20 protein-coding genes are annotated in these 26,731 nt (G+C 66.7%); 5 read left to right on the forward strand and 15 right to left on the reverse strand.

Features of this window, described 5'->3' with window-relative positions:
• Window positions 1-7: 7 nt before the first annotated feature.
• From cyoE to coxB, 3 genes are all read right to left on the reverse strand, one after another.
• Window positions 8-934: a heme o synthase gene (gene cyoE / locus DOL89_RS08915; protein WP_119678826.1), complete on the reverse strand. Its 927-nt coding sequence runs from the start codon at window positions 932-934 to the stop codon at window positions 8-10.
• Window positions 935-1,231: 297 nt separating this feature from the next.
• Window positions 1,232-2,824, reverse strand: a complete 1,593-nt coding sequence (gene ctaD / locus DOL89_RS08920) for a cytochrome c oxidase subunit I (protein WP_119678827.1) — start codon at window positions 2,822-2,824, stop codon at window positions 1,232-1,234.
• Window positions 2,825-2,844: 20 nt separating this feature from the next.
• Window positions 2,845-3,699: a cytochrome c oxidase subunit II gene (gene coxB / locus DOL89_RS08925; RefSeq protein ID WP_119678828.1), complete on the reverse strand. Its 855-nt coding sequence runs from the start codon at window positions 3,697-3,699 to the stop codon at window positions 2,845-2,847.
• A 513-nt stretch (window positions 3,700-4,212) separates the two neighbouring features.
• Between coxB and tldD the strand changes: the two genes are divergently transcribed.
• Window positions 4,213-5,649 carry a metalloprotease TldD gene (gene tldD, locus DOL89_RS08930; protein ID WP_119678829.1) on the forward strand — a complete coding sequence of 479 codons (1,437 nt, stop codon included), beginning with the start codon at window positions 4,213-4,215 and terminating at the stop codon, window positions 5,647-5,649.
• Between the two features lie 8 nt (window positions 5,650-5,657).
• Here tldD and DOL89_RS25500 read toward each other — a convergent pair whose 3' ends face one another.
• The 3 genes from DOL89_RS25500 to DOL89_RS08945 form a co-directional block, all read right to left on the reverse strand.
• Entirely contained in the window at window positions 5,658-7,190 is a 1,533-nt protein-coding gene (locus DOL89_RS25500; RefSeq protein WP_225889962.1) for a sensor histidine kinase, read from the reverse strand.
• Between the two features lie 134 nt (window positions 7,191-7,324).
• The gene (locus DOL89_RS08940) at window positions 7,325-8,692 is read right to left on the reverse strand and encodes a glutamate--cysteine ligase (protein ID WP_119678830.1); all 1,368 of its coding nucleotides are present in this window, start codon (window positions 8,690-8,692) and stop codon (window positions 7,325-7,327) included.
• 53 nt (window positions 8,693-8,745) lie between these two features.
• A complete protein-coding gene (locus DOL89_RS08945; RefSeq protein WP_119678831.1) occupies window positions 8,746-9,519 on the reverse strand; it encodes a 16S rRNA (uracil(1498)-N(3))-methyltransferase in 774 nt (257 codons plus the stop codon).
• Between the two features lie 182 nt (window positions 9,520-9,701).
• On the opposite strand from DOL89_RS08945, the gene ubiA reads away from it, so the two are divergent.
• A complete protein-coding gene (ubiA, locus tag DOL89_RS08950; RefSeq protein WP_119680337.1) occupies window positions 9,702-10,730 on the forward strand; it encodes a 4-hydroxybenzoate octaprenyltransferase in 1,029 nt (342 codons plus the stop codon).
• Window positions 10,731-10,736: 6 nt separating this feature from the next.
• Here the strand turns inward: ubiA and DOL89_RS08955 are convergent, their stop codons facing one another.
• From DOL89_RS08955 to DOL89_RS08985, 7 genes are all read right to left on the reverse strand, one after another.
• Entirely contained in the window at window positions 10,737-11,429 is a 693-nt protein-coding gene (locus tag DOL89_RS08955; protein WP_119678832.1) for a fused DSP-PTPase phosphatase/NAD kinase-like protein, read from the reverse strand.
• 133 nt (window positions 11,430-11,562) lie between these two features.
• A complete protein-coding gene (locus tag DOL89_RS08960) occupies window positions 11,563-12,702 on the reverse strand; it encodes a CgeB family protein (protein WP_119678833.1) in 1,140 nt (379 codons plus the stop codon).
• On the reverse strand, window positions 12,699-13,820 hold the full coding sequence (locus tag DOL89_RS08965) for a CgeB family protein (RefSeq protein WP_318658489.1): 1,122 nt from the start codon (window positions 13,818-13,820) through the stop codon (window positions 12,699-12,701). The genes DOL89_RS08960 and DOL89_RS08965 overlap by 4 nt, the downstream gene beginning before the upstream one ends.
• A 3-nt stretch (window positions 13,821-13,823) precedes the next feature.
• The gene (locus DOL89_RS08970) at window positions 13,824-14,951 is read right to left on the reverse strand and encodes a CgeB family protein (protein ID WP_119678834.1); all 1,128 of its coding nucleotides are present in this window, start codon (window positions 14,949-14,951) and stop codon (window positions 13,824-13,826) included.
• An 8-nt stretch (window positions 14,952-14,959) separates the two neighbouring features.
• The gene (locus DOL89_RS08975) at window positions 14,960-16,078 is read right to left on the reverse strand and encodes a glycosyltransferase family 4 protein (protein WP_119680339.1); all 1,119 of its coding nucleotides are present in this window, start codon (window positions 16,076-16,078) and stop codon (window positions 14,960-14,962) included.
• Window positions 16,079-16,121: 43 nt separating this feature from the next.
• On the reverse strand, window positions 16,122-17,213 hold the full coding sequence (locus DOL89_RS08980) for an NAD-dependent epimerase/dehydratase family protein (protein WP_119678835.1): 1,092 nt from the start codon (window positions 17,211-17,213) through the stop codon (window positions 16,122-16,124).
• Window positions 17,210-18,325, reverse strand: coding sequence for an NAD-dependent epimerase/dehydratase family protein (locus tag DOL89_RS08985; RefSeq protein WP_119678836.1), 1,116 nt, complete (start codon window positions 18,323-18,325; stop codon window positions 17,210-17,212). The genes DOL89_RS08980 and DOL89_RS08985 overlap by 4 nt, the downstream gene beginning before the upstream one ends.
• Before the next feature lie 364 nt (window positions 18,326-18,689).
• Between DOL89_RS08985 and DOL89_RS08990 the strand changes: the two genes are divergently transcribed.
• Entirely contained in the window at window positions 18,690-19,853 is a 1,164-nt protein-coding gene (locus tag DOL89_RS08990) for a trans-sulfuration enzyme family protein (RefSeq protein WP_119678837.1), read from the forward strand.
• 21 nt (window positions 19,854-19,874) lie between these two features.
• Here the strand turns inward: DOL89_RS08990 and DOL89_RS08995 are convergent, their stop codons facing one another.
• Complete coding sequence (locus tag DOL89_RS08995) at window positions 19,875-20,315, reverse strand: hypothetical protein (RefSeq protein WP_119678838.1); 441 nt, start codon at window positions 20,313-20,315, stop codon at window positions 19,875-19,877.
• Between the two features lie 438 nt (window positions 20,316-20,753).
• Between DOL89_RS08995 and DOL89_RS09000 the strand changes: the two genes are divergently transcribed.
• Complete coding sequence (locus DOL89_RS09000) at window positions 20,754-22,049, forward strand: hypothetical protein (protein WP_119678839.1); 1,296 nt, start codon at window positions 20,754-20,756, stop codon at window positions 22,047-22,049.
• Between the two features lie 24 nt (window positions 22,050-22,073).
• Here the strand turns inward: DOL89_RS09000 and DOL89_RS09005 are convergent, their stop codons facing one another.
• A complete protein-coding gene (locus tag DOL89_RS09005) occupies window positions 22,074-22,877 on the reverse strand; it encodes a polyphosphate kinase 2 family protein (protein WP_119678840.1) in 804 nt (267 codons plus the stop codon).
• Window positions 22,878-23,089: 212 nt separating this feature from the next.
• Between DOL89_RS09005 and DOL89_RS09010 the strand changes: the two genes are divergently transcribed.
• Entirely contained in the window at window positions 23,090-26,530 is a 3,441-nt protein-coding gene (locus tag DOL89_RS09010; RefSeq protein ID WP_119678841.1) for a maltotransferase domain-containing protein, read from the forward strand.
• Window positions 26,531-26,731 lie beyond the last annotated feature (201 nt).

Below are 26,731 nucleotides of genomic sequence, written 5' to 3' on the forward strand. Positions count from 1 at the left end.
CTCCCGCTCAGCCGAGCACCAGCCGTTCGCCCACCATCAGGGCGAACAGCAGGAACAGGTAGAGGATGGAAAAAGCGAACATCTGTTTGGCGGGCTTGTAGTCCCCCTCCTCCGCGCGCAGCACGCGCACGGCGGACAGAAGGAATAGGCCGCCCAGCACCGCGGCGCCGATGGCATAGGCCACTCCGGACACGCCGAGCACGTAGGGCGTTAGCGCCAGCGGGAACAGCAGGACCGTATAGGCCAGCATCTGCCGCTTGGTCTCGCGCTCGCCAGCCACGACGGGAAGCATCGGCACGCCGGCGTCGCTGTAATCGATCCTGCGGAACAGGGCCAGCGCCCAGAAGTGAGGCGGCGTCCAGAAGAAGACCAGGGCAAACAGCACCACGCTGGCGAGGCTGATGTCGCCGGTGACGGCCGCCCAGCCGATCATCGGCGGGAACGCGCCGGCAGCACCGCCGATGACGATGTTCTGCGGCGTGCTGCGCTTCAGCCACATGGTGTAGACGAAAATGTAGAAGGCGCTGGCGAAGGCCAGCAGCCCGGCCGCGACCCAGTTCACGGCGAGACCCATCAGGATCACCGGCGCTACGGACAGCACCACGCCGAAGGCGAGCGCCTCGTCCGGATCGACCTTGCCGGCGGGAATGGGCCGCTTCTGGGTGCGGGTCATGATCGCGTCGATGTCGCGGTCGTACCACATGTTGACGGCACCGGCAGCACCTGCGCTGACGGCGATGCAGAGGATCGCCACCGCGGCAAGGACCGGGTGCAAATGGCCGGGGGCCAGCATCAGGCCGGCGAACCCGGAGAACACCACCAGCGACATGACGCGCGGCTTCAGCAGGGCGATGAAGTCGCCCACGCCAGCCGTCGCCTGCTCGTAACCGCCAAGTGCGGCGCCGGTGCGTGTATCGAGTGCGGTATCGCTCATCCCGCTTGTCTTTCGTCCCTACGACCCCTGCGGCCCGTCGGATCGGGCCGGCCTGTCATCACATACCGGCTGGACGGCGGTTATGGCCCGCCTTTGCACCAGCCGCTCCCGTCGCCGGGCTTTGCGGTCTGCCGGGTGGCAAGACCGCGCGGGACGGTGCATCCCGCGCGGCCTTCCCCTCATGAACCGCCTCAGTGCGGGGCCGGACGACACGTCCCTGCCCCAGGCCGCCGGAAGGCGGCGGACCCTCAAAAGACCGGCGGGACGGCAGGTCGACCCCGCCGTCCCGCCGCCGCATCACTTGATGCGCGGCAGCGTCTCGAACTGGTGGAACGGCGGCGGGGAGGACAGCGTCCACTCCAGCGTGGTTCCACCGGTCTTCCAGTAGTCGCCCTCAACCCGGCGGCCGGCCACCAGGGTGTAGATCGCCATCACGCAGAAGAAGAGCGTGGAGGCGAAGGCGATGTAAGCGCCGAAGGAGGAGATCATGTTCCAGCCGGCATAGGCGTCCGGATAGTCCGGGATACGGCGCGGCATGCCGGCCAGACCCAGGAAGTGCTGCGGGAAGAACAGCAGGTTGACGCCGATGAAGGTGGTCCAGAAATGCACCTTGGCCGCCCATTCCGGGTGCTGCCGACCGCTCATCTTGCCGATCCAGTAATAGTAGCCGGCGAAGATGGCGAAGAGAGCACCGAGGCTGAGCACGTAGTGGAAGTGCGCAACCACGTAGTAGGTATCGTGCAGCACGATATCGATGCCGCCATTGGCCAGCACCACGCCCGTCACGCCGCCGACGGTGAACAGGAAGATGAAGCCGATGGCCCAGATCATGGGCGACTTGAATTCGATGGAGCCGCCCCACATCGTGGCGATCCAGGAGAAGATCTTCACGCCTGTCGGAACCGCGATGATCATCGTGGCCGCCGTGAAGTAGGCGCGGGTATCGACATCCAGACCCACCGCGAACATGTGGTGCGCCCAGACCACGAAGCCAACCACGCCGATGGCGACCATCGCGTAGGCCATGCCCAGATAGCCGAAGACCGGCTTGCGGGAGAAGGTCGACACGATGTGGCTGATGATGCCGAAGGCCGGCAGGATCATGATGTACACTTCGGGGTGGCCGAAGAACCAGAACAGGTGCTGGAACAGCACCGGATCGCCACCGCCGGCCGGATCGAAGAAGTGCGTGCCGAAGTTACGGTCGGTCAGCAGCATGGTGATGGCGCCGCCCAGGACGGGCACGGCCAGCAGCAGCAGGAACGCCGTGACGAGCATCGCCCAGACGAACAGCGGCATCTTGTGCAGCGTCATGCCCGGGGCGCGCATGTTGAAGATGGTGGTGATGAAGTTCACAGCACCCAGGATCGAGCTGGCGCCGGCGAGGTGCAGGGCGAAGATCGCCATGTCCACGCTGGGGCCGGCATGACCGAAATCGTCGGACAGCGGCGGGTAGATCGTCCAGCCCGTGCCCGCACCCTGGCCCACGAAGGCGGAGCCCAGCAGCAGCAGGAAGGCCGGCACGATCAGCCAGAAGCTGATGTTGTTCAGGCGCGGGAACGCCATGTCCGGCGCGCCGACCATCAGCGGCACGAACCAGTTGCCGAAGCCGCCGATCAGGGCGGGCATGACGACGAAGAACACCATGATCAGGCCATGGGCCGTGATCAGCACGTTCCACATCTGACCGTCGGCCAGGAACTGCATTCCCGGCTCCTGCAGCTCCATACGCATGATGACGGAGAACAGGCCGCCGATCAGGCCGGCGATGACCGAGAAGAACAGGTAGAGGGTACCGATGTCCTTATGGTTGGTCGAGAACAGCCAGCGCTTGACGAAGCCCGGCTTGTGATCGTGATCGTGGGCGTGAGCCCCGGAGACAGCACCCATGTCTCAATTCCTTCCTAATATCACTCGCCGGCAGGGATGGCGGCCTTCGCCACCTGCGTGGTCGGCTCAATGCCGAGTTTGGCCTGCTGCTGCTGAACCCAGTCGGCGAAAGCCTCCTTGGAAACAGCCTCGATGGCGATCGGCATGAAGGCGTGGTTCACACCGCAGATCTCGGAGCACTGGCCGTAATAGACGCCCTCGCGCTCGACGCGGAACCAGGTCTCGTTCAGGCGGCCCGGGACGGCGTCCTTCTTCACGCCGAAGGCCGGCATGGCCCAGGAGTGGATGACGTCGGAGGCGGTGACGAGCACGCGGATGTCGGTGTCGACCGGCACGACGACGCGCTGGTCCACTTCGAGCAGACGGAGGTTAGGATTGGTCACCTGCTCGGCCGGGAGCATATAGCTCTCGAACGCGATGCCGCCCTGGTCCGGGTACTCATAGCCCCAGTACCACTGGTAGCCGGTCACCTTCAGGGTCATCTCGGCGTTCGGCGCTTTGTCCATGTAATAGAGCACACGGAAGGACGGAACCGCGATCACCGCCAGGATGACGACCGGGACAACCGTCCAGGCAACTTCCAGCAGGGTGTTGTGCGTGTTCTTGGACGGCACCGGGTTGGCGGAGGCCCGGAAACGGACCAGCACGTAGGCCAACAGGCCGGCGACGAACAGGACGATGGCGGCGATGATGCCGAGCAACAGGTCATGGAACCCGTCGAGCTGCGCCTTCACCGGGGAAGCGGCCTGCTGGAGGCCGATCTGCCACGGGGTCGGCGCACCGACGTTGGTCGCGTCCTGGGCAAGGGCCATGGCGCTGCCCAGCGCGGTAAGGAAAAAGGCCGACACTGCGGCGCCGATCTTGCGTACAGACATCCCTAACCACTCTCATCGTTGTCGGGGACTTGGCGCCCCTAGGCTAGCCGGACCGCCCGCCCGCCAGCGCGAGCCCAGATCCCGGAATACCGTTGGCCGGCAACACCGCCCGACCGGGATTGAGCGCACTGGCGACGTCGCGGCGTGACGCGACCCCGAACCCGTTGTTATCAGGCTGGCCGGGAACCTACACGCGCGATGGGCATTCGAACAACATGCAAGCCCCTGTGACGAGGCGCACATATCGTCGCAGACCATAGCCACCCGGCCGGCACACGTAAAGAAAGTCCGATTCCGCTAGGCTTCCAAGGCCGGGGGCAAACGGTCGCAGCTTGATCCATCTCATTGGCGCAGCCGGAATCCGCAACTTCGGTATGGGCATTTGGGTGCGAATCCGGCCAAGCTTCCTGCTCTTCCTGCCGGGCTGGAAAGCGCTCCGGCGGGTTGCCGGACGGGCCCTGGATCGCCATTCTCTTACGGTTGCCTGATCCCGTTCCGCTTCGGAGTGAGCGCATGTCGAACCTCGCCCAGACCGATGATATCTTCTACACCCGTGCCGGGCTGGACCGGGCGCGCACCGAAAGCATCGTGGCCGACGCGCTCCGCGGGGCGGACGATGGCGAACTGTTCCTGGAATACGCCCAGTCGGAAGGCTTTTCCTGGGATGACGGGAAGCTGCGCAGCGCCAGCTTCGACACAGCGCAAGGCTTCGGCCTTCGGGCCGTGGCGGACGAGGCGACGGGGTACGCCCATGCCTCCACGCTCAGCGAGGATGCCATCCGGCGCGCGGGCGACACGGTCAGGGCGGTGCACTCCGGGCATGCCGGCATCTATGCCGAGCCGCCGGTCGGCACCAACCGCGCCCTCTATGCCAGCGACAATCCGCTGGGCCTCGTTCCTTTCGAGGCCAAGGTCAAGCTGCTGGAGCAGATCGACGGATATGCCCGGTCGCTCGACCCGCGGGTGAAGCAGGTCTCCGCCTCGCTTGCCGGGGAGTGGCAGGCGGTGCAGATCGTCCGTGCTGACGGAACCCGCGTGGCCGACGTGCGGCCCCTGGTCCGCCTCAACGTCTCCGTCGTGGTCGGCGAAGGCGACCGGATGGAGACCGGCAGCTATGGCGCCGGCGGGCGCACCACCTATGAGCGGTTCTTGGAGCCGGAGGTGTGGAAGTCCCATGTGGACGAGGCGCTGCGCGGCGCGCTGGTGAACCTGTCCGCCGTGGACGCCCCGGCCGGTGAGATGCCCGTAGTGCTTGGGCCGGGCTGGTGCGGCGTCATGCTGCACGAGGCCGTCGGCCACGGGCTGGAGGGCGATTTCAACCGCAAGAAGACCTCCGCCTTCTCGGGCTTGCTGGGTCAGCGCGTGGCAGCGCCCGGCGTGACCGTCGTGGATGACGGCTCCCTGGAAGGCCTGCGCGGGTCCCTGAGCGTGGATGACGAGGGCACGCCCACCAACTGCACCACCCTGATCGAGGACGGTATCCTGGTCGGCTATATGCAGGACCGGCTGAACGCACGGCTGATGGGGGTGAAGCCCACCGGCAACGGCCGCCGTCAGTCCTTTGCTCACATGCCCATGCCGCGCATGACCAACACGGTGATGCGCTCCGGCGACAAGCCGAAGGAGGAGATCATCGCCTCCGTGAAGCGCGGGCTCTATGCCGTGAATTTCGGCGGCGGCCAGGTGGACATCGTCTCCGGCAAGTTCGTCTTCTCCGCCTCCGAGGCCTATATGATCGAGGACGGGAAGATCGGCGCGGCGGTCAAGGGCGCCACCCTGATCGGCAACGGGCCGGACGCGCTGACCAAGGTCACGATGATCGGCAATGACAGTTGCCTCGACCCTGGCATCGGCGTCTGCGGCAAGCAGGGACAGGGCGTACCGGTCGGCGTCGGCCAGCCGACCATGCGCATCGACGGCCTGACCGTGGGCGGCACCCGCGCCGCCTGACGGGTTGCTCAGCCGGCTGCCCGGTCCATGGCCGGGTGGTCCGCGCATGCATCTACCCGGCGGGGCAGACGGACCAGGAAGCTGGTTCCCTGCCCCGGTGCGGAGCGAAGACTGATCGATCCACGCAGAGTCTGTGTCACCAGATTATAGACTATGTGCAGGCCGAGCCCGCTGCCGCCGTTCGACCGGTTCGTGGTGAAGAAGGGATCGAAAACACGCCCTTGGTTTTCCAGGGGAATCCCGCGCCCATCATCGGCAAAGAGCAGTTCCACCTGATCCGGGCCATGGTCGCGGATGGTGATGGCGATGCGCCCGGCCTGTCCGGGGCCGAAGGCGTGGATGGTGGCGTTCAGCACCAGATTGGTTACCACCTGGGAGATAGCGCCGGGAAAGCTGTCCATCAGGATGCCCGGCGGGCAGTCCAGCTCCGCCTTGTGCGGCAGCCGCCTCAGCCGCGGCGCCAGACTTTGCAGCACCTCTTCCAGATAGGTCTTCAACTCGAAGCCGCGCCGCTCGGCGCTGGCCTGGTCCACCGCGACCTGCTTGAAGCTCTGGATCAGCTCCGCCGCGCGGCTGACATTGGCGTTCACCAGATGGGAACTGTCCGCCAGGATGGAGAGAAACTCGTTCAACTGCTTGCGGGTGATCTTCCCCTGCCCCACCGCCCGTTCCAGTTCCGCGATGCTGTCGCCAAGGTGGGAAACTGCGGTGACGGCGATTCCCATGGGCGTGTTCAGCTCGTGCGCCACGCCGGCCACGAGTTGGCCGAGGGACGCCAGCTTCTCCGCTTGGACCAGACTCGCCTGGGCCATGATCAGCCTCTCCTGAGCCTCCTTCAGTTCCCTCACCTGCTGGGCAAGCTGATCGCGCTGCTGGGCAATGATCGTTTCCGAGCGCAGCAGGCCATCATTGGCCTGGCGCAGACGCTCCCGCTCCTCCTCCAACTGCCGCATCCGCGCGAATTCGGTCCGGCGCAGGGTAGCGAGCTGCCAGGCGGTCAGGCCGCCGAACAGATTCGCCAGGAACTGCATCACCGAGACGGTAGCCATCTCGCTCGGCTGCCCGTCCCCGATCGGCATGACGATGCCGACATAGGCCGCGCTCGCCAGCACGCCGAATATCACCTGAAGCCGCCAGCGCGTCGGCAGGAACAGGTAGTTCATCAGCACGATGATGAGGACGAAGAAGGAGACGGTCAGAGTCGCCTTTGGCCGATCCACCATCAGCGCGACCATCACCGCCATGGCCCATATATAGGTCAGCAGCAGCATCAGCAGCGCGTGACGCAGATTGTACGTGTCCTCCCGGATCGGAAGCAGGACGACGGCAAGGATCGTGGCGTAGACGCCGACGCGCAGCGGCAGGAAGATGTAGAAGACGGTATCGCTGCTGAAATAGACGAAATCCAGCAGCAGCGGAGCCAGATAGAAGACCATGAGGCCCAACAGGTTGCGGCGGAGGGAGACGACCTCTCCCTCCATGCTGTGCAACCGGTAGGCCCGCTCCATCGCGGGATCGGCGAACTGGCCGTGCCTCAACATGTCCACGCAGCCTCCAGAGGCCGGCGCAGAAACGTAGGTCCGCGGCGGCATATATACCGACGGATTAAGCCTACCCTAATGTTCATCGCAGGTGGAACAGATAGCTGAACGGAAGCACCCTGGGGAGCATCCGCTCAGTACGCATATTCGTCATAGACCTTTTCGACATTGCCGTTCCACGCGCCGTGATACTTGGCGAGCAGTTCCCCAGCCGGCGTGACACCCGTTTCGGCGATGCGGGCGAGCGGTTCCAGGAAGTGGGTTTCGTCATCGCCCATACCCGCCTTCCGTCCCCGCAGGCGTAGCCCCTCCTTGGCGATGGCGACAACCTGCCGCGCCACCGTGGCAAGTGTTGCGCCGCGGAACGGGGTATCCAGGCCGAGACGGGGCACATCGCGGCGGAGCATGGCGCGCTCCTCATGCGTCCAGTCCTTGACCAGATCCCAGGCTGCGTCCAGGGCCGATCCCTCGTACAGAAGCCCGACCCAGAGGGCCGGCAGGGCGCAGAGGCGCTTCCAGGGGCCGCCATCGGCGCCGCGCATTTCCATATACCGCTTCAGCCGGACTTCCGGGAAAAGGGTGGTCAGATGGTCGTTCCAGTCGGTCAGCAGCGGCTGCTCCCCCGGCAGGACGGGCAGCTTGCCTTCCAGGAACCGGCGGAAATCCTGGCCCGAGGCGTCCAGGTACTTGCCGTCGCGGTACGCGAAATACATCGGCACCTGGAGCGCATAATCCACATAGCGCTCGAACCCGAATCCGTCCTCGAACACGAAGGGAAGATCGCCGGTGCGGTCGGGGTCCGTGTCGGTCCAGATATGGCTGCGGAAGGTCTGGAAACCGTTGGGCTTGCCCTCCGTGAAGGGGCTGTTGGCGAACAGCGCCGTCGCTACCGGCTGCAAGGCCAGCGAGACGCGGAACTTCTTCACCATGTCGGCTTCGGAACTGAAATCCAGATTGACCTGCACAGTGCAGGTGCGGGTCATCATGTCGATGCCGAGATTGCCGCGCTTCGGCATGTATTCCCGCATGATCTTGTAGCGGCCCTTGGGCATCCAGGGGATGTCCTCCCGCCGCCACAGCGGGTTGAAGCCCAGCCCCAGCATCCCGAATCCGAGATCCTGCCCGATCTCTTTGACCTGACAGAGATGCTCCGTCACCTCCGCGCAGGTCTGATGGATGGTCGAGAGCGGGGCGCCCGACAGCTCGAACTGGCCGCCCGGTTCCAGCGAGATGTTCGCCATGCCCTTCTGCAGGGCAATGACGTTGTCGCCCTCATAGAGCGGCTCCCAGCCGAAGCGGTCCACGAAGGCCTGCAGGACTTCGCCGATTCCGCCCGGCCCCTCATAGGGCAGCGGCCGGTAGTCGGCCGTGCGGAAGGCGAACTTCTCGTGCTCCGTACCGATGCGCCATTCGGCGGCCGGCTTGCAGCCCTGCTCCAGATATTCCACCAGTTGGCGGCGGCTGGTGACCGGTTCGCCGCGCGACTTCGGGGGGGCGGACATGGCGCTGGGTTCCTAAGAAAGAGAGGCGTTGAAACAGTGAACTACAGGTCGGCTCAGGCGCGGAACGGAGGCCGCACGCCGTCGGCATCGCCCGTCCAGTCGCCCGCCAGCGCCTGCCAGGCTGCCAGCGCGGCGAACGCCGCCGTGTCGGCCCGCAGAATGCGGGGACCGAGACCGACGGGCACAACAAAGGGCAAGTGCCTCAGGGCGTCAAGCTCCTCTGAATCGAAGCCGCCTTCCGGTCCGATCAGCCATGCGGCGGGTTGCCCCTTCCGCGCTGTGACGGCCATCACCAGCGGTTCCGCTCGACCTGATTCGGCGGCCACGAACAGGGTGCGGCCGGCATCCCATCCCTCCAGCACCCGCAGCAGGTCCGCTGCTTCCCGGACCTCCGGAACCGACAGCCGCTCGCACTGCTCCGCCGCCTCAACAGCGTTGGCGCGCATCCGCTCCTGATTGACCCGGTTGACATCGGATCGGCGCGTAAAGACCGGCTGGATCGCGCCGACACCAAGCTCCACCGCCTTCTCGACCACATATTCGGTGCGCCCGCCCTTCAGCGGCGCGAAGAGCAGCCAGGGGCCGGGCTCCGCCGGCTGCGGACGGACCTTCTCCAGAAGGCGCAATGTCCCGGCGGACTTGGTGAGCGCGCCGACCTCGGCCAGCCACTCCCCATCACGCCCGTTGAAGGCAAGAAGCCGGTCGCCGGTCCCCATGCGGAGGACACGGCCGAGATAATGCGCCTGACCGGGCGAAAGCGGCGCCTCGCCGCCGGAAGCCAGGGCGGATTCGACGAAGAGGCGGGTGCGCGGGCGGTCGGCGGTCATTCGGGATCAGCTGTCCAGAAGCGGGGCGGCGAGAGCCGAAAGGTGACACCGGGACCCGTCCAGGTCCAGCCGCACCATATTGGTGATTTCGGCGACATGTTGCGCTAAGCTCACCCGCACACCACAGCGATCCGGACGAGATGAGCAGCACGGCCCACACGGACGAGCATCGCGCGGAGGGCATGGCCGGTACGGGTCATACCGATATCCGCGCCGGCAACTGGGTCGACCGCTGGCTTCCGGCGGCCCTGACCCCCTATGCGCGTCTGGCACGGCTCGACCGGCCCATCGGCACATGGCTGCTGCTGTTCCCCTGCTGGTGGTCCATTGCCCTGGCAACCCCGGCAGGCCAGTGGCCGGACCTGTATCTGATGGCGCTTTTCGCCATCGGCGCGGTAGTGATGCGAGGGGCAGGCTGCACCGTCAACGACATTCTGGACCGCAAGCTGGATGCCCAGGTTGAGCGGACAGCCGTCCGGCCGATCCCCAGCGGACAGGTCAGCGTGCGGCAGGCGCTGCTGTTCCTTGCGGCGCAGCTGCTGGCCGGCCTTCTGGTTCTGGTTCAGTTGAACTGGCTCTCCATCGGGCTGGGCATAGCCTCCCTGGCGCTGGTCTTCAGCTACCCGCTGATGAAGCGGATCACTTGGTGGCCGCAGGCCTTCCTGGGCCTGACCTTCAACTGGGGCGCCCTCATGGGGTGGACAGCGGTGGCGGGCGCCCTTGATGCTCCTGCCCTGCTGCTCTATGCCGGCTGCATCCTGTGGACGCTGGGCTATGACACGATCTATGCGCACCAGGACAAGGAGGACGATGCCCGCATCGGCATCAAGTCCACCGCCCTGCTGTTCGGCGGACGTTCCCGGCAATGGGTGTCGGCCTTCTATGCCGGCGCGTTCATGCTCTGGGCGGTGGCCGTCGTTCCCCTTGGCGACCAGTGGGCCATGACGCTGCCGCTGCTCATCACGGGTCTGCTGCTGGCGACGCAGGTGCGGGGGTGGGAGCCGGACGATCCGGCCGACAGTCTGGCCACCTTCAAGGCGGCACGGTTCGTCGGCTGGGCGCTCCTGCTGGCGATCGTGGCCGGCGTCGCATCCCAGCCGCCTGCGGCGGCAAGCAACGGCGGAGGCGGCGTACCGGTTGAGCCGCTCCGCAGCCGCCATGCGCCGCACCTGTCCCCACCGTTCGAGCTGGTCAGCTATCCGGTCCGCTGATCGTCCCTATTCGCGCTTCAGAATCGTCTCGGTTATGGTGTTCGCCCACCATGTGGACATGAAGCGCGCCTTGAATTCGACCGGGTCGTAGACGTTGTCCACCCAGTCGTAGAAGTCTATGGGCGTCTTGGCGCTGTACTCCCGGTATTCCTCGAAGAAACGGTCCAGGATACCGGTCTTGGCCTGACGCACATGGCCGAACCGCCAGTGCAGCATGCTCATGGCCTCATCCACCGGCCGCTTCTCATGAACCAGCAGATACAGCGCGCTCATGAAGCCGACGCGGTCGGCCCCGGCCTTGCAGTGCATCAGGGCCGGATATTCGATCGAATTCCAGATCTCCCGCGCCTTGTGCAGATTTTCCTTCTTCGGCGCGTCGCGGCTGTTCACCGGGAAATCCACCAGCGTGACGCCGTGCCGGCGGCACGCCCGCTCCTCCAGGAAATAGCTGCCGCAGTCATCGCGCCGGCCACGCAGATTGATGATGGTCTTGATGCCCATCTTCTGGGCGTCTTCCACATGCGCCGGGGTAGGCTGGCTGGAGCGCCACATCCTGTCGGTGATGCGGAACATGTTCTTGTAGACCATGCGGATGAAGGCATGGTCCTTGAAGATCGAGTTCACATACCGCCCGATCAGGTGCCGCCGGCCGACCGGCGTAAGCGCCGTGGTCTCGTTGGCCAGCCCGCTCTTCGACATGTTTCCTCGATCTCCGCATTGACCCGCGGTGGCGTAACCTACGCCGCCGGTGGCCGTCCACCCCATTTAGGGATGGACGGCCATGCGGAGCAGATAGCTCAGCGAAGGGGTGACATGCGGATCGGGCGAGGCGTCAGGCACCGGCGCGGGCAGCCGCTGCGACGCGGCGGCGGGACGGGCGGCTGACCACGGCACGGCGGCCGATGGCCTCCCGCAGATGTGTGGCAAGCTCCTCCGCCCGGTGGGCGGCAGTATGAGCGGCCAGAACGCGGGTGCGGGCGCGTAGGCCCAAGGCGCGGATCGACTCCGGCGTCATCTCCGTCAGCGCCTTGACCACGTCGTCGGTGCTGTGGGCGATCAGGATCTCCCGGCCCGGGCGGAACAGCTCGTCCAGCCCCTCCCAATGGTCGGAGATGATGGGGGCGGCGCAGGCTGCCGCCTCGAACAGCCGCACGCTGGGGCTCCACCCCGCCCGGATCATGTCGGCCCGGGTCACGTTCAGCGTGAATGTCTGGGTGGTGTAGAAGCCGCGGTGCTCTCCCGGCGGAAGGTGCTCGATGCGCTCCACATTCCTCGGCCAGACGATGTCGCCCGGATATTGCGGGCCGGCGACGACGAACTTCCGCTCCGGCAGCGCTTCCGCCACCTTCAGCAGCAGCTTGTCCAGGGTGGGCTGCCGGTCGATGCTGTAGGTGCCGAGATAGCCCAGTGCCCAGCGCTCCGCCTGCTCGTCCGGCCGGTAGATGTCCGGATCGGCGGAGCAGTAGAGGGCCCGCGCCATCGGCGAACCGAACTCCCGCTCCAGCCGGGTCAGCGTCGGCCCGCCGGTGAAGGAGAGATAGAGGCCGTAGCCGGGGATCTGGTCCGCGGCGAGGTAGGCGGTACCGCCATTCTCCAGCGCCGCCAGGGTCACCGGCGTGTCGATGTCGTAGAAGGCGACCAGCCCCTTGGCCGTGGCCTGCGCCCAGGCCCCGACCTCCCGCCCGTCCGGCACGTAGGAGCCGACGATCACCGCATCGGCATCGCGCACCAGGCCGGCATGGGTCTCGAACAGCTCGTCCAGCCCGGCATAGAGAATGGTGCGGCAGCCCTGCGGCTCCGGCTGGTCGCGGTGCGCGCCGCCGTACCAGGGCACGTCCCGTTCCAGGAAGGTCACCTTATGCCCCTGCGCCGCCAGTTCGCGAACCAGCCCGCGATAGGTGGTCGCGTGTCCGTTGCCCCAGCTCGACGTGATCGACAGGCCGAGGATGACGATGTCGAGCGCGCTTTTCATGCCGTGGCCCTCATCTTCCCGCCCCCGATCTTCCCCGCTGCCAGCTCACCGGTCGTCAGCAGCGTCTCCACCTGGGCGGCGCGATGGGCGTAGGTGTGTTCCGACAGGACCCGCCGCTGGGCGGCCTGACCGATGGCGCGGGCGCGCTCCGGCGTCAGGGCGCGGAGATGTTCGGCCACCTCCTCCCCGTTCCGGGCGACCAGCACCTCCTCGCCGGGCTCCAGGAACAGCTCCAGCCCGACCCAATGGTCGGTGATCAGGCAGGCGGCGGCCCCGGCGGCCTCGAACACCCGCGTGGCGGGGGAGAAGCCGTAGCGGGCCATGCTTTCCCGGCTGATGTTCAGCACGGCCAGCGGCGTGCAGTTGAAGGCATTGTGGTCGGCCGTGTAAACGTGCCCGATATAGTTCACATTGCCCGGCATCGGCTTGTCGCCCCAGCCGGAGCCGCCGAGGATGCAGGTCCGCTCCGACGCCAGGGCGGCCGCCTTCAGGAAGAATTCCTCCACCCGCGCCTCCCGGTCCGGCAGACGGTTGCCCAGGAAGCCGAGGTCGGCCGTGAATTTCGGGTCCGGCGGAACGGCATGGTGCGTGTCCGGATCGACGGCGTTATAGACCGGCACGCAGAGCTTCGCCCCGAACTCCGTATAGGCGTTCACCACCGGATCGCCACCGCCATAGGTGAAGACGGCATCGTATTTCGGCACCAGTGGCCGGAACGGATCGTTGGGATTGTCGCGCATGCGGTCCAGCGTGGCCGGCGCGTCCACGTCCCAGAACACGGCCAGGCCATCCGCCCGCCGGGCATCCAGCACCGCCGCATCCAGCCAGTCGTCGAAGACCCCGACGCCGCTGGCCTTGACCATGATGTCGGCGTTGCGGCCGGCCTGCACGGCGCGGGAGACGCCTTCCGGCGTCGCCTCGTAAACCACCACCTCGGCCCAGTCCGGGTCCTCTTTCATGTCCCGGTGCTTCTGCCGGTCATAGGCGTCCGGCTCGTAGAAGGTCACGCGGTGGCCGCGGCGGGCCAGCTCCTTGATGATGCCGCGGTAATAGGTGGCCGCCCCGTTCCAATAGGCGCTCACCAGGCTGGAGCCGTAGAAGGAGATCGTCAGTCCCATGTGTCAGGACACCTCGGCCAGGGTCAGGAAGGAACCGGGGGCGCCAAGCTCGGCGCAGATGCCAAGAAGCTGGTCCACCCGGTGGGCGCAGGTGTGGCGGGCGCGGATCGTTTCGAGGCCGCAACGGGCCTGCTCCGCCGCCGCGTCGCTGTCCATCAGCAACTCGCGAAGGGCGGCCGTCATGGCGGCGCCGTCCTGGACCATGCGGAAATCCCGGCCGACCCGGAACAGCCCCTCCGCATCCTCCCAGGGGGCGGAGACCAGCGGGATGCCGCAGGCCAGCGCCTCGAACACCCGGATGGTGGGAATGCCCGGCAGGGCCTGCACATAGGGTCGGCGCGGCACATGGACAGTGACGCGGCTCTCGCCGAAGGCCTGCGGAACCCGGTGGTTCGGCATCCAGCCGCGGTAGCGGATGCCGCTGGCCGCCAGGGCCATCCGCCCCTCGTCCGGATAGCGCACGCCCCAGACGTCGGCATCGAGCTTCAGGCGGCGCACGGGGTCCAGCAGGAACTGGTGCAGCTCCTCCGTCCGCTCCTCATCGCCCCAATTGCCGACCCAGATCAGGTCGCGGACCGGCTCCGCGGCGGGTTGCGGGGTGAAGATGCTGGTATCCGCCGCCTCATGGAAGGTCCAGGCCCGCCGGCTCCAGCCCTCCGCCAGATAGCGCTGCCGCACCGCCTCGCCGAAGGCCAGCACCCCGTCGAAGGCGGAGAGGTCGTAGCGCGACATCTCCTGCGGCTGGGTGATGCTGCGGTGATGCGTATCGTGGAACAGCAGTCGGAAGCCGCCGCCGGCCTTGCGACGGGCGCCCAGCGCCGCGATCAGGGCCGGATCGTTCCATTCATGGACGATGACCACATCCGCCCCGTCCAGCGCCGCATCCAGGTCCAGCGCCGCCGGATCGTAAAGCTCGGAGGCGAGGTCGGGGAACGTGCGGTGGATGTCCTCCAGCGCCGCCGGCCCCTCCGCCTCGGCCAGCATGTTGCTGCGGCTCCAGCCGTCGGCGGGCTCCAACGTACGGACCGCATGACCGCGGGTCTGAAGCTCCCTCACCAGTCCGCGCAGGAAATGGGCATTGCCGTGATTCCAGTCGGAGAAGAGGGAATGGACGAAGAAAACGAAGCGCATGTGCTTCCTCAGGCAGCGGTGGCGGTTTCGGCCGCTCTTGGCGCGCGCGGTTCCCGCAGATCGGCATAGAGGTCGAGATAGGCCTCCACCATGGCGGAGGCGGTGTACCGGCGGGCGCGGATGCGGGCATGCTGGGCCAGATCGGCCGCCCGGCAGGAATCGGCCAGCAGTCCGTTCAGGGCGCGGCGCAAACCGTCCACATCGTCCGGCCGGACATAGATGGCGGCATCGCCCCAGACCTCCCGCAGGCTGGGGATGTCGCCCAACACCAGCGCGCAGCCGGACAGCGCCGCCTCCAGCGCGGCCAGCCCGAAGGGCTCGTACCGGGCCGGATGGCAGAAGATGCGGGCGCGGGCATAGAGGTCGCGCAGTTCAGCCCGCGGCAGCCGCCCCAGCGCCATGGCGTAGTCCGGCCGCCGTTCCGTCCCGTCCGGACCGCGGACATCGCCCGCCACCAGCACGGGCGCGCCGATGCCGCGGGCGACACGGTCCAGCACGGCGATGTTCTTCGCCTCATCCCAGACACGGCCGACAGAGAGCACGACCGGTTCCTTGGCGCCGGGAGCGAAGCCGGCCGGATCGATGCCGTTCGGGATGACGGTCACCTCCGGCGCCACGCCATAGTGCAGGGCCAGATCGGCCGCCATTGTGCGGCTAGGCGCGACCACCCTGCCTGCCGCGGCAAGGCCGGCGGCGACGCTCTCCCAATACCCGTCGAAGCGCTCCGGCAGCTCCTCCCCCTTCACCGCGGCGAACCAGCTTGCGACACAGGAGTGGGCGACGCAGAGAACCGGGGCGGTGAAAGGCAGGGCGGCATGGGCATAGCCGTTGATGTGGACCAGATCGGGCTTCACCTCCCGCTCCAGCTCCAGCAGCCACTGTCCCGACCGGGCGACATCGTCCCCGCAGTCCGGCATCCATTCCAGCTTGAAGCCGCTTTCCGCCAGGGACAGGCCAGGGACCGCCTGCGCCGCGGCACGCTGGTCTTCCGCCAGCGGTCCCCCCAGCACGGCCAGGGTCACCTGCGTGCCCCGCCGACCGAGTTCCCCCGCCAGCGTCAGCGCATAATCCCAGATGCCGCCGAGACAATCGGCGGTCATCAGGACATGGCCGGGCGGCTCGGTCATCGTGGTGGGTCCGGAGAATGCGGAATAGGTGGCGCGCATGGCCTTACCGGCTTTCCGCCAGGGCGGCGGAAGAGGCCGGCGCGATCTGGCCGGAGGTCAGCCAGCGGTGCAGCCGGCCGATGCCGTCGCGCGCTTCCACCTTGGGAGACCAGCCCGTCGCCTGCCGGAAGCGGGCGGAATTGGCCACGTACCAGGGCTGATCGCCAGTGCGCCAGGGGCCGAAGCTGACGGCCGGGGCCGCCCCCTGAAGCTCTTCGATGATGTTCAGCACGGTGCGGAGGCTGAGCGCGTTCTCCGCGCCGCCGCCCATGTTGAAGGCCTGCCCGCGCAGGTCCGGCATCCGCTCCTCCGCCAGGAGGAAGGCGTCTACCAGATCGTCCACATGCAGGATGTCGCGCACCTGCTTGCCGGTGCCATAGAGGGTGATGGTGTCGCCCTTGCCGGCGGCGATCAGGAAATGGGCCACCCAGCCCTGATCCTCCGTCCCGAACTGGTGCGGGCCGTAGATGCAGCTCATCCGCAGCACCGCGGCAGGCAGGCCGTAGCTGCGGGCATAGTCGACCACATACTGGTCGGCAGCGCCCTTGGAGCAGCCATAGGGGCTGTGGAAGTCCAGCGGCCGGTCCTCCGTCACGCCCAGCGCCTGGACGGGATCGCGCGGCTGGTAGCTGGCCGGCCCCTCCTCCAGCTCCAGATCGGCGAGCGCGCCATAGACCTTGTTGGTGGAGCTGAACAGCACAGTGGGCGGGGTCTGCTGCGCCCGCACCACCTCCAACAGGCGGAGCGTGCCCAGGGCATTGACCTCGAAATCATGAACCGGGTCGGTCAGGCTGGTGGTCACCGCCACCTGGGCGGCGAAGTGGAACACGCTGCCGGCCCGCGCAACGGCGGCCGCCAGCCGCTCCCCATCGCGGATGTCGGCCACTTCGGCCTCCACCATGTCGCCATGGGTGGCCTTGAGCCAGGTCAGGTTCCGCTCCACCCCGGCGCGGGAAAGGTTGTCGTAGACGATGACCTTGCGGCCCTGGCGCGCGAGCCGGGAGGCCAGATTGGTGCCGACGAAGCCAGCCCCGCCGGTGATCAGGACGGGACGGTCGCCGTTCCGGTCCAGGATGGGAGAGGTTCCGTCCTTCATACCGTCAGCCCCCGCATGGCCAGTTCCTTGGACGCCTCGTCCACCCGGTCCACGCAGACCTGACCCGACAGCCATTCGGCCAGCTCCGCCATGCCCTCCTCCTGGGTGACCTGCGGCTCATAGCCCAGCAGTGCACGGGCCTTGCCGATATCGGCGAAGCAGTGGCGGATGTCGCCGACGCGGTAGCGGCCGGTCACCTCCGGCGTCAGGTGCTCCTTGCCGACGATGCGGGCCAACCGCTCGCCCAGCTCCGCGATGGAGACGGCGCGGCCGCTGCCGACATTCAGAACGGCATTGGCGGAGGCGGGGCTTTCCAGCACCAGCCGACAGGCATTCGCCACGTCCTTCACATGGACGAAATCACGCTGCTGCCGCCCATCCTCGAAGATCATCGGCCGCTTCCCGTTCAGCAGGCGGGAGGCGAAGATCGCCAGCACGCCGGTGTAGGGATTGCTGAGCGCCTGACGGGTACCATAGACGTTGAAGAACCGCAGGGCCGTGGTCGGGATACCGTAGGCGCTGCCGATCAGCAGGCATTGCCGCTCCTGGACATACTTGCCGAGCGCATAGATGGAGGAGAGCACCGGCTGCTTCGACTCCGGCGTCGGCACCGGAACCAGCTCCCCGCCGTCGGAGCCCGGCAGCTCCCACTCGGCCCGCTCCAGCCGGGCGCGCGGACGCTCCTGCCCCTCGACCAGCGTTCCATCAGCCTGACGGTAGAGCCCCTCGCCATAGACGCTCATGGAGGAGGCGACGACCAGCCGCTCCACCGGGCGTTCGATCAGGGCCTGGAGCAGCACGGCGGTGCCGAGGTCGTTGACGCCTGTATAGTCGGCGACCTGGTACATGCTCTGCCCCACGCCGACCATGGCGGCGAAGTGATAGACAGTGTCGATGCCCTTCAGCGCGGACGTCACGGCGTTGGCATCCCGGACGTCGCCCTTGATCAACTCGACATCGGGATCGAGATAGTCGGGCCGCTCACCGTCTGGATGCACCTGCGGCGACAGGCAGTCCAGCGCACGCACGCGGTGGCCGGCTGCCAATAACTGATCCGCCAGATGCGAACCAATGAAACCGGCGCCGCCCGTGATGAGGATGTTCTTTGCCATGTATTCCCCTAATCACCAGCCCGGCCATCGGATCGGGAACCGCCCTTGATAGGCGACCGTGGGAAGGATTTGTCTGGCGTGACGACCCACCGGAGAGGTGGTACTGTCCACGGATTGGGAAGGCGATGGCCGACTATTCGATTTGCATCCAACTCGGCAGGATCAACGTTGCCTGATGGACGTTGTTCCGGACCTTCTTCATCTTCTTTGTAGAAGATGCCCATCGAAGTATCCGCTCTTCCGGAGGGGGTAAAACGCACGGCGGGCTCCCCGCGCGCCCGACTGTCGCGGCTCCGGCAAAGCTCTTGGCCCGTAGGCGCCGGACGGGCTACACCCGCATTGCCGCTTAGACCGGAGGATGGACATGGCCGCCAGGACGACGCCCGAGACCCCGCATCCCGATACGCTGCTGGCCAACGGCATGGGAGTCCATGATGCGGATACCTACGGCGTGATTCCAGCCATTCATCCGGCGACGACATTCCTGCGGGCGGGCGATTTGAGCTACCCCGCCGGTTATAGCTATGCCCGGCCGATCAATCCCACCTTCACGGCGGCGGAACAGTTGCTGTGCACGCTGGAAGGCGGGGCGGAGGCCCTTCTCTTCTCTTCCGGCATGTCGGCTGCGACGGCTTTGTTCCAGACGCTGTCGCCGGGCGACCATGTGATCGCGCCGCAGGTGATGTACTGGGCCCTTCGCAGATGGCTGCGCGGCTTCGCCGCCCAGTGGGGACTGGCGGTGGACTTCGTCGACATGACGGACGCGGACGCTGTCCGCGCCGCCGTCCGCACGGGCAGCACCCGCATCCTCTGGGTGGAGACTCCGGCGAACCCCACCTGGTGCATCACCGATCTGACTGCCATGGCGGAGATCGCCCACGGAGTCGGCGCCATCCTGGCGGTGGATAACACGGTCCCCACCCCGCTGCTGACCCGACCAATCGAGTTCGGCGCCGACATCGTGATGCATTCGGCCACCAAATACCTCAATGGTCATAGCGACGTGCTGGCCGGCGCGCTGGTGACCGCGCGGGAGGATGAGCGTTGGGCCAAGGTGAGGGCGGTGCGTGCCGACCATGGCGGCATCCCCGGCCCGTTCGAGGCCTGGCTCCTGTTGCGGGGTATGCGCACCATGGGGCTGCGGGTGGAGCGCGCCAGTTCGACGGCCATGGCGATTGCCCGGCACTTCGCGAACCATCCCGGCGTGGCGGAGGTGCTGTATCCCGGGCTGGAGAGCCATTCCGGCCATGCGGTAGCGGCGCGCCAGATGCGGGGCGGCTTCAGCGGCATGCTGTCCATCCGCATCGCCGGCGGGGAGCAGGCTTCGATCGATGTTGCCGCGGCGCTGGAAATCTGGACCCGCGCCACATCGCTGGGCGGGGTGGAAAGTCTGGTGGAGCACCGGCGTTCGGTGGAGGGGGCCGACAGCCCCTGTCCGCCCGACCTGCTGCGCATGTCCTGCGGGATCGAGCATCCGGGCGACCTGATCGCCGATCTGGAGCAGGCGCTGGAAAAGGTCCGGGCGTAGGTTGGACGCGCCCTGGATGGTTTATTCAGCCAACCTGTCCAGGCGATCCATGAAGGGGGAGATGGCGGCGCGGTCGGCTTCCGTCTCCGCCGCGATGAAGGCGAGATCGCTTCGGGCAGTGGTGAGGATCGTCTTCAGCTCACCATGCTCCGCGCCGGTGAGGCCGTTGAGCTTCACCTTTTCCGAGGCCGGAGACAGTGCCGGGGCCATGTGGCGCGCCTCATATGCGCCCCAGACACGCCGGGCCATGACCGTCCAGGCTTCCGGTTCGAAGCCGTGACGACGGGCGATTTCCTCACCCCCCGGCGGGAGCGCCGTCCGCGTCGCGGTGAGCCCTTCTTCCATCGCCATCTCCTCCGCCGAGGTGACGAAGCGGCCGATTTCATCCGACCCCAGTTCCTGGCGGGCCAGATCGGGAGCGGCGAACAAAAGGGTGAGGGCGAAAACCGCGATCAGGCGCATGGTGGCAACCCCTTTGGAATAGGGTAACTATACCTCCGGAGTGGAACTAAATCCAACAGCTATTTGGCGCCGAAGTCATTATTGCTGAAGGACAATTCGCAGAATATTGCGACAATTTTGTTTGATTGGCGGGCAGGCGCACCACCTGCATACGCGGAAAATCCCTCCCGCCCCCTTCCCGCCATCTTCGCACCATAGACAGCGATGAGCCGGGCCCCCGAGGGGCGTCTTGAAAGCTGGTTTCCGGCAAGGAAATGGAAACCGGTCCCGCCTAGACTTTCCCGGGGTCATGCGTCAGGCGAATGGAATCGGGACAGCCGGCTCTGGAGTCGGGAGTTGTCCGGCCGAAGTCCCGATGCCACTTGCACGCCGCACGCCGCTGCCCTAGGGTCCGCTGGCCCAATCTCGAGAAGGGTTCACTTTATCGTGGTCCGTACCATGTCGCGTTCGCTCGCCCGCCTGCTGCTTGCCGGCGCTGCCATGTCCCTGGCAGTGGGCACCGCCGCCGCCCAGTCCAACAACACGCCTGCCGCCGGTACGACCACGCAGCCATCCGGCGGCGGACTCGTGCTTCCGGGCACGGTCCAGTCGCCCGGCGGCTCCGCCGCTGGCACGATCAATCCGCAGGCCCGGCCGCAGCCGGCGCCCCAGGCGCCCGCCGCCGCGCCTCAGGCGCAGCAGCAGCAGCGTCCGCAGGCTCAGGCCCAGGCCGCCAAGCCGAAGGAGCCCGCAAAGGTCGGCACCCCGACCGGCGAATGGAAGGTGTCGCCGGAGGTCTTCTCCGACGGCGCTTTCAAGATGTGCGTGACCGGCAACCAGTTCGACAACGGGCTGGAGCTGCTGTTCCTCAAGAACCCAGAGAACAAGGTCAACCTGATCCTTGGCGTGCCGGGCGCCCGCATGCAGCAGGGCGCCCGCCTGCCGGTCAAGGTGAAGATCGACAGCAGCCTGGAGCGGGAGCGGCCGGCGGCCGTGACCCAGCCGGAGGCGCTGGTCATTGCGCTGGGTGAGGATGCGGAGCTGATCAAGGCGATCGGCACCGGCAGCGTCCTGTCCGTGGAGGTTCCGGGCGACGTGGCCCAGTTCCGCCTGAAGGGCACCGCCAAGGCCATGACGGATCTGAGCAACTGCGTGACCCAGGCGATGGAAGGGAAGCTGGAGCTTCCGCCCCCGCCGCCGGCCATGCCGCCCCAACTGGCCCAGATGCTGGTCGCCGCCGGGCTGAAGGATGCCCGCGCCCTGCCGGTGGACCGTTTCCCGCCCGAGCAGAAGCCCGGCGACTTCGCCTGGCAGATCGGCCAGGACGTCCTGGGGTCGGTTCGCGGTCTGCCGGTTCCGGCTTCGGCGGGCGACATCGGCAAGGTTCCGGAGACTTATCTGGAGCGCCTGAAGCAGACCTGCGAAGGCACCTTCACCCAGAGCCTGAAAGACCCCGAAAAGCTGAAGAACTTCGGGCTGCGCACCGGCGAGGCGATCTGCAAGGGGGAAAAGGAGACCGCTTTCGTCTCGCTGCTCTTCCAGCTCGTCCCCGGTCCGGAGGTGAAGACCCAGGACGGCAAGACCGAACGTCTGCAGCTCCTGAACATCTTCACCCACGAGGCGCCGGAGGCGAACCGCAAGGTGGCGGAGGATGCCACGGTTAATCTGGCCAAGGTCCTGCGCGATCTCGACGCCAAGGCCGAAGCACAGCCGCAGCAGGGCCAGGCTCCGGCTCCCGCCGCTGCCGGGCAGTAAGCCCGCTTTGCGAGGGGATCAGGCTCAGAGCTTGATCCCCAGCATGTCCGCCGCCGCCTTCTGTACGCTCGCGTCCAGGGGCGGCGGCGTCACGTCCACGCCTTCGCCCAACCGGTCCACCACGGCGCGCAGCACGGCGGTCCGGGCGTGCCATTTGTAGTTGGCCGGGATCAGGGTCCAAGGCGCATCGGGCGTGCTTGTCCGGTCGAACATCTCCTCAGCGGCCCGGATATAATCGTCCCAGCGCTCCCGATTGCGCAGATCCTCCTCGGTGAGTTTCCAGCGCTTGTAGGGATTTTTGAGACGCTCCTCGAAGCGCTTGAGCTGTTCCTCCTTGGTGATGTGCAGGAACAGTTTGACGATCCGGACCCCGTCGTCGGTCAGCATCCTCTCGAACTCGTTGATTTCGCGATAGGCGCGGGTCCAGGCTTCCCGGCTGGCGAAGCCCTCCACCCGCTCCACCAGCACGCGCCCGTACCAGGACCGGTCGAAGATCGCGAAGGTGCCGGGCGACGGGATGCGCTGCCAGAACCTGTAGAGATAGTGGCGCCCCTGCTCATCCGCGGATGGCGCGCCGATCGGCCAGACATGGGCGCCGCGCGGGTCCAGCTTCTCGGTCAGTCGGCGTATCGCCCCGCCCTTGCCAGCCGCGTCCCATCCTTCCAGCACGATCACGGCCCGCAACCCGCCGTGCCAGTACGCCTGCTGCACATGCAGAACGGTTTCCTGGAGCCGGGCCAGCTCCTTTTCGTAATCCTGCTTCTCGCCATATGCGGAGCGATCCATCGGCAGATCGGCGAAGCGGATCGGGGACGGTGTGTCGGGCATAAGGCCTCTGTTCCGAATTCAGGAGGTGTTTCCGCAACGCCCGAATTCGCGGTTGGTTGCGGGCCGGCAGTGGGCAGGCTGCACCGGAAAACACCGGCGCGCCAGAGTTCCGCGACATGACGGACGGGTAGTTCGGGAACCGGCCGCATCCGCCAGGGGTTGACGGGCTGAGTCCGTTTCCGACCCCGACCCGCAGAAGCAGGCCGCCGCCGATGTCGAATCCCGCCCTCCGCATCAGCCCCGCCGATACCAGCCCGCCGGAGAACCGCCTCGGCTCCCCGCCGCCGGGCGCCCAGCCCTCGGCAGGGCAGCAGACCGCGCCCGGTCCGCGCATTTACAATCTGTTCCCGTTGCTTGCCGGCACCGTCGCCGACTGGCGACAGCATCTGCCGCGTGTCGCCAGGATGGGGTTCGATTGGATTTACCTGAACCCGATCCATTACCCCGGCTTTTCCGGCAGCCTGTATGCGGTTAAGGACCCCTTCCGGCTGAACGACCTGTTCCGGGCCGGCGAGGGCGACGAGTCCGAACAGCTCCAAGGCTTCTTCGAGGAGTCCGGACGGCACGGGCTGAAGGTCATGCTGGATCTGGTGGTGAACCACACCGCCAAGGACTCCGCCCTGGTGAGCCAGCATCCCGACTGGTACCGGCGTGAGAATGACGGGACCCTCTACAGCCCCCGCGCCATCGACCCGGAGGACCCGTCCAACGTTACCATCTGGGGGGACCTCGCCGAGCTGGACTATGACAATCCCACCGCCCGCGACGGCCTGATCCGCTACTTCGCGGACTGGGTGAAGCAACAGGTGGCGATGGGCGTGAAGGGGTTCCGGTGCGACGCCGCCTATCTGGTGCCGGCCGGCGTCTGGCGCGCCCTGATCGAGGCGGCGCGTTCGGAGGACCCGGACTGCAAGTTCTTCGCCGAGACGCTGGGCTGCACCACGGAGCAGGTCGAGGCGCTGGCGGATGCCGGCTTCGACTATATCTTCAACAGCTCGAAATGGTGGGATTTCCGTTCCGACTGGCTGCTGGAGCAGTTCGAGCAGTTCAGGACCATCGCCCCCTCCATCGCTTTTCCCGAGAGCCATGATACCAACCGCCTGGCGGCGGAGCTTCAAGCCGAGCTGGGCACGGACGATCCCCGCCAGCTCGCCGCGGCGCTGCGCATGCGCTATCTTTTCTCCGCCAGCATCAGCAGCGGCGTCATGGTGCCCGCCGGGTTCGAGTACGCCTTCACCCGCAAGCTGGATGTGGTCAACACCCGCCCCGGCGACTGGCAGGCGGAAGCCGCGCAGCCCAGGCTGGACCTGACCGGCTTCATCGCCGAGGTCAATGCCATGAAGGCCGCCACCCCGGCCCTGAACATGGAAGGCCCCCTCTCCCGCCTGACGCGGCCGGACGATGCCCTGGTCGGCCTGCTGCGGGCATGCCCGGTGTCGGGCGAGTCCGCGCTGATCCTGCTGAACCCGGACGGATGGCAGGCACATGGCATCGATCCCGGCATCCTGCTGACCGCCGCCAACGGGATGAGCTTCCGCGACGTGACTCCCGGCCGAGCGCCGATGCGGCTGGACCCAGGCGTTCCGGTGATGCTGGAACCGTTGGAGCTGCGCGTTTTCCGCGGTCAGTCCATCCGCGTCTCCGTCCAGCGTTCGGAGCAGGAGAGTATGGACCTGCTGAACCGGCTGGCCGATGACCGCGTGGCGGTGGAGGATGTTTATCCCACCATCGATGGCGGCCGGTTTGCCGTGAAACGCGCCGTTGGCGACGTGCTGGAGGTGTGGGCGGACGTATTCGCCGACGGTCACGATAAGATCGCCGCGGTCGTCCAGTACCGCATCCTGGGCGAGAAGACGCCGGACGGCGAGGAAGACTGGGCCGAGGTGCCCATGGCGGTCGTCCAGAACGACCGCTGGACGGGCCGCGTGTCGCTGACCCGCAATGCTCGCTGGGTCTATCGGATCGAGGCATGGCGCGACCTGTATGCCACTTGGCGGTCGGATACGCGCAAGAAGCTGGATGCCGGCCGCGACATCTCGCTGGAACTGGTGGAAGGCCGCACGCTGCTGGAACAGGCGGTGGAGCAGGCCCGTGACCGCGGCAAGGCCACCCTGGCCGCCCATCTCGACCTTGTCAGGAACATCCCGGATTGGGACCGCAACCGTCTGACCGACGCCATGCTGAGCGAGAGCCTGGCCGCCGACATGGCCCGCTTCGGCCCGCGGACGAACCGGTCCCACTCCCGCGAATACGAGGTCTTCGTTGACCGTCCGGCCGCCCGCTTCTCAAGCTGGTACGAGCTGTTCCCGCGCTCCATGTCGGACGACCCGAACCGGCACGGCACCTTTGACGACGTCATCCGGAAGCTGCCCTATGTCCGGGACATGGGCTTCGACGTCCTGTATTTCCCGCCCATCCACCCGATCGGGCTGACCAACCGCAAGGGCCGCAACAATTCGCTGAAGGCGGAGCCGGGCGATCCCGGCAGCCCCTACGCCATCGGGTCGGAGGCCGGCGGCCACGACGCCATCCATCCCGAGCTGGGCTCGCTGGAGGATTTCCACCGGCTGGTCCATGCCGCCCGCGAGCACGGGCTGGAGATCGCGTTGGACTTCGCCATCCAGTGCAGCCCGGACCATCCCTGGATCAAGGAGCATCCGGAATGGTTCGAATGGCGGCCGGACGGCACCATCCGCTTCGCCGAGAATCCGCCCAAGAAGTACGAGGACATCGTCAACGTCAGCTTCTACCAGGGCGGCCTGCCCAGCCTGTGGATCACTCTGCGCGATGTGATCCTGTTCTGGGTGGAGCAGGGCGTGAAGATCTTCCGCGTGGACAATCCCCACACTAAGCCCCTGCCCTTCTGGGAATGGATGATCCGCGAGGTGCAGGACCGCCATCCTGATACCCTGTTTCTGGCGGAGGCCTTCACCCGGCCGAAGATGATGAAGCGGCTGGCGAAGCTGGGCTTCTCCCAGAGCTACACCTACTTCACCTGGCGCCAGCACAAGCAGGAGATGACGGAATATCTGGTGGAACTGACGCAGGGACCGGAGAAGGAGCACTACCGTCCCAATTTCTTCGTCAACACTCCGGACATCGACCCGCCCTACCTGCATTCGGAGAACCCGGCCGCCTTCAAGATGCGCGCCGCCCTGGCCACCACGCTGTCCAGCGTCTGGGGCATGTATAGCGGGTTCGAGATGTGTGTCGGCAAGCCTGTGCCGGGTAAGGAGGAGTATCTCGACTCCGAGAAGTATGAGCTGAAGGCCTGGAACTGGGACGATCCCAAGAATATCCGGGACTATATCCGCGCCCTGAACCGGATGCGGCGGCGCTATCCCGCCTTGCAGCAGCTCACCAACCTTCGCTTCTACAACGCTTATCACGACCAGGTGATCTACTACGGCAAGCTCGCCCCGCAGGGCGGGGAAATGATCCTGGCCGCGGTCAACATGAACCCGAACGAGACGGCCCACCATGTCGCTATCGAAGTCCCGCTCTGGGAGTTCGGGCTGCCTGACGATGGCGTGGTCGAGGTGGAGGACCTGTTCACCGGCGGCCGCTGGTTCTGGTACGGCAAGTGGCAGCATGTGACGCTGGACCCCGGCATCAACCCGGCGGCCATCTGGCGGATCGCCAGGACCGGCTGAGGCCGGGGCGATATCCGACGGTAGTCCGGGCCCGGCCCTGCCGGACCCGGACTAGGCCAAAGGTCGTGCCGCCAGTTACCTAGGGGATGGTCTCACCCATTTTGATCACTCGCCGGACTCATCGGGATAGGCTACCGATTGGGGACTGGGTGCGAGAAACCTTGCGCACCTAGGATGGGTTCTCTCCAGTGTGTTCCGGCA

It is taken from the genome of Indioceanicola profundi, assembly GCF_003568845.1.
In the GTDB taxonomy this organism is placed as follows: domain Bacteria; phylum Pseudomonadota; class Alphaproteobacteria; order Azospirillales; family Azospirillaceae; genus Indioceanicola; species Indioceanicola profundi.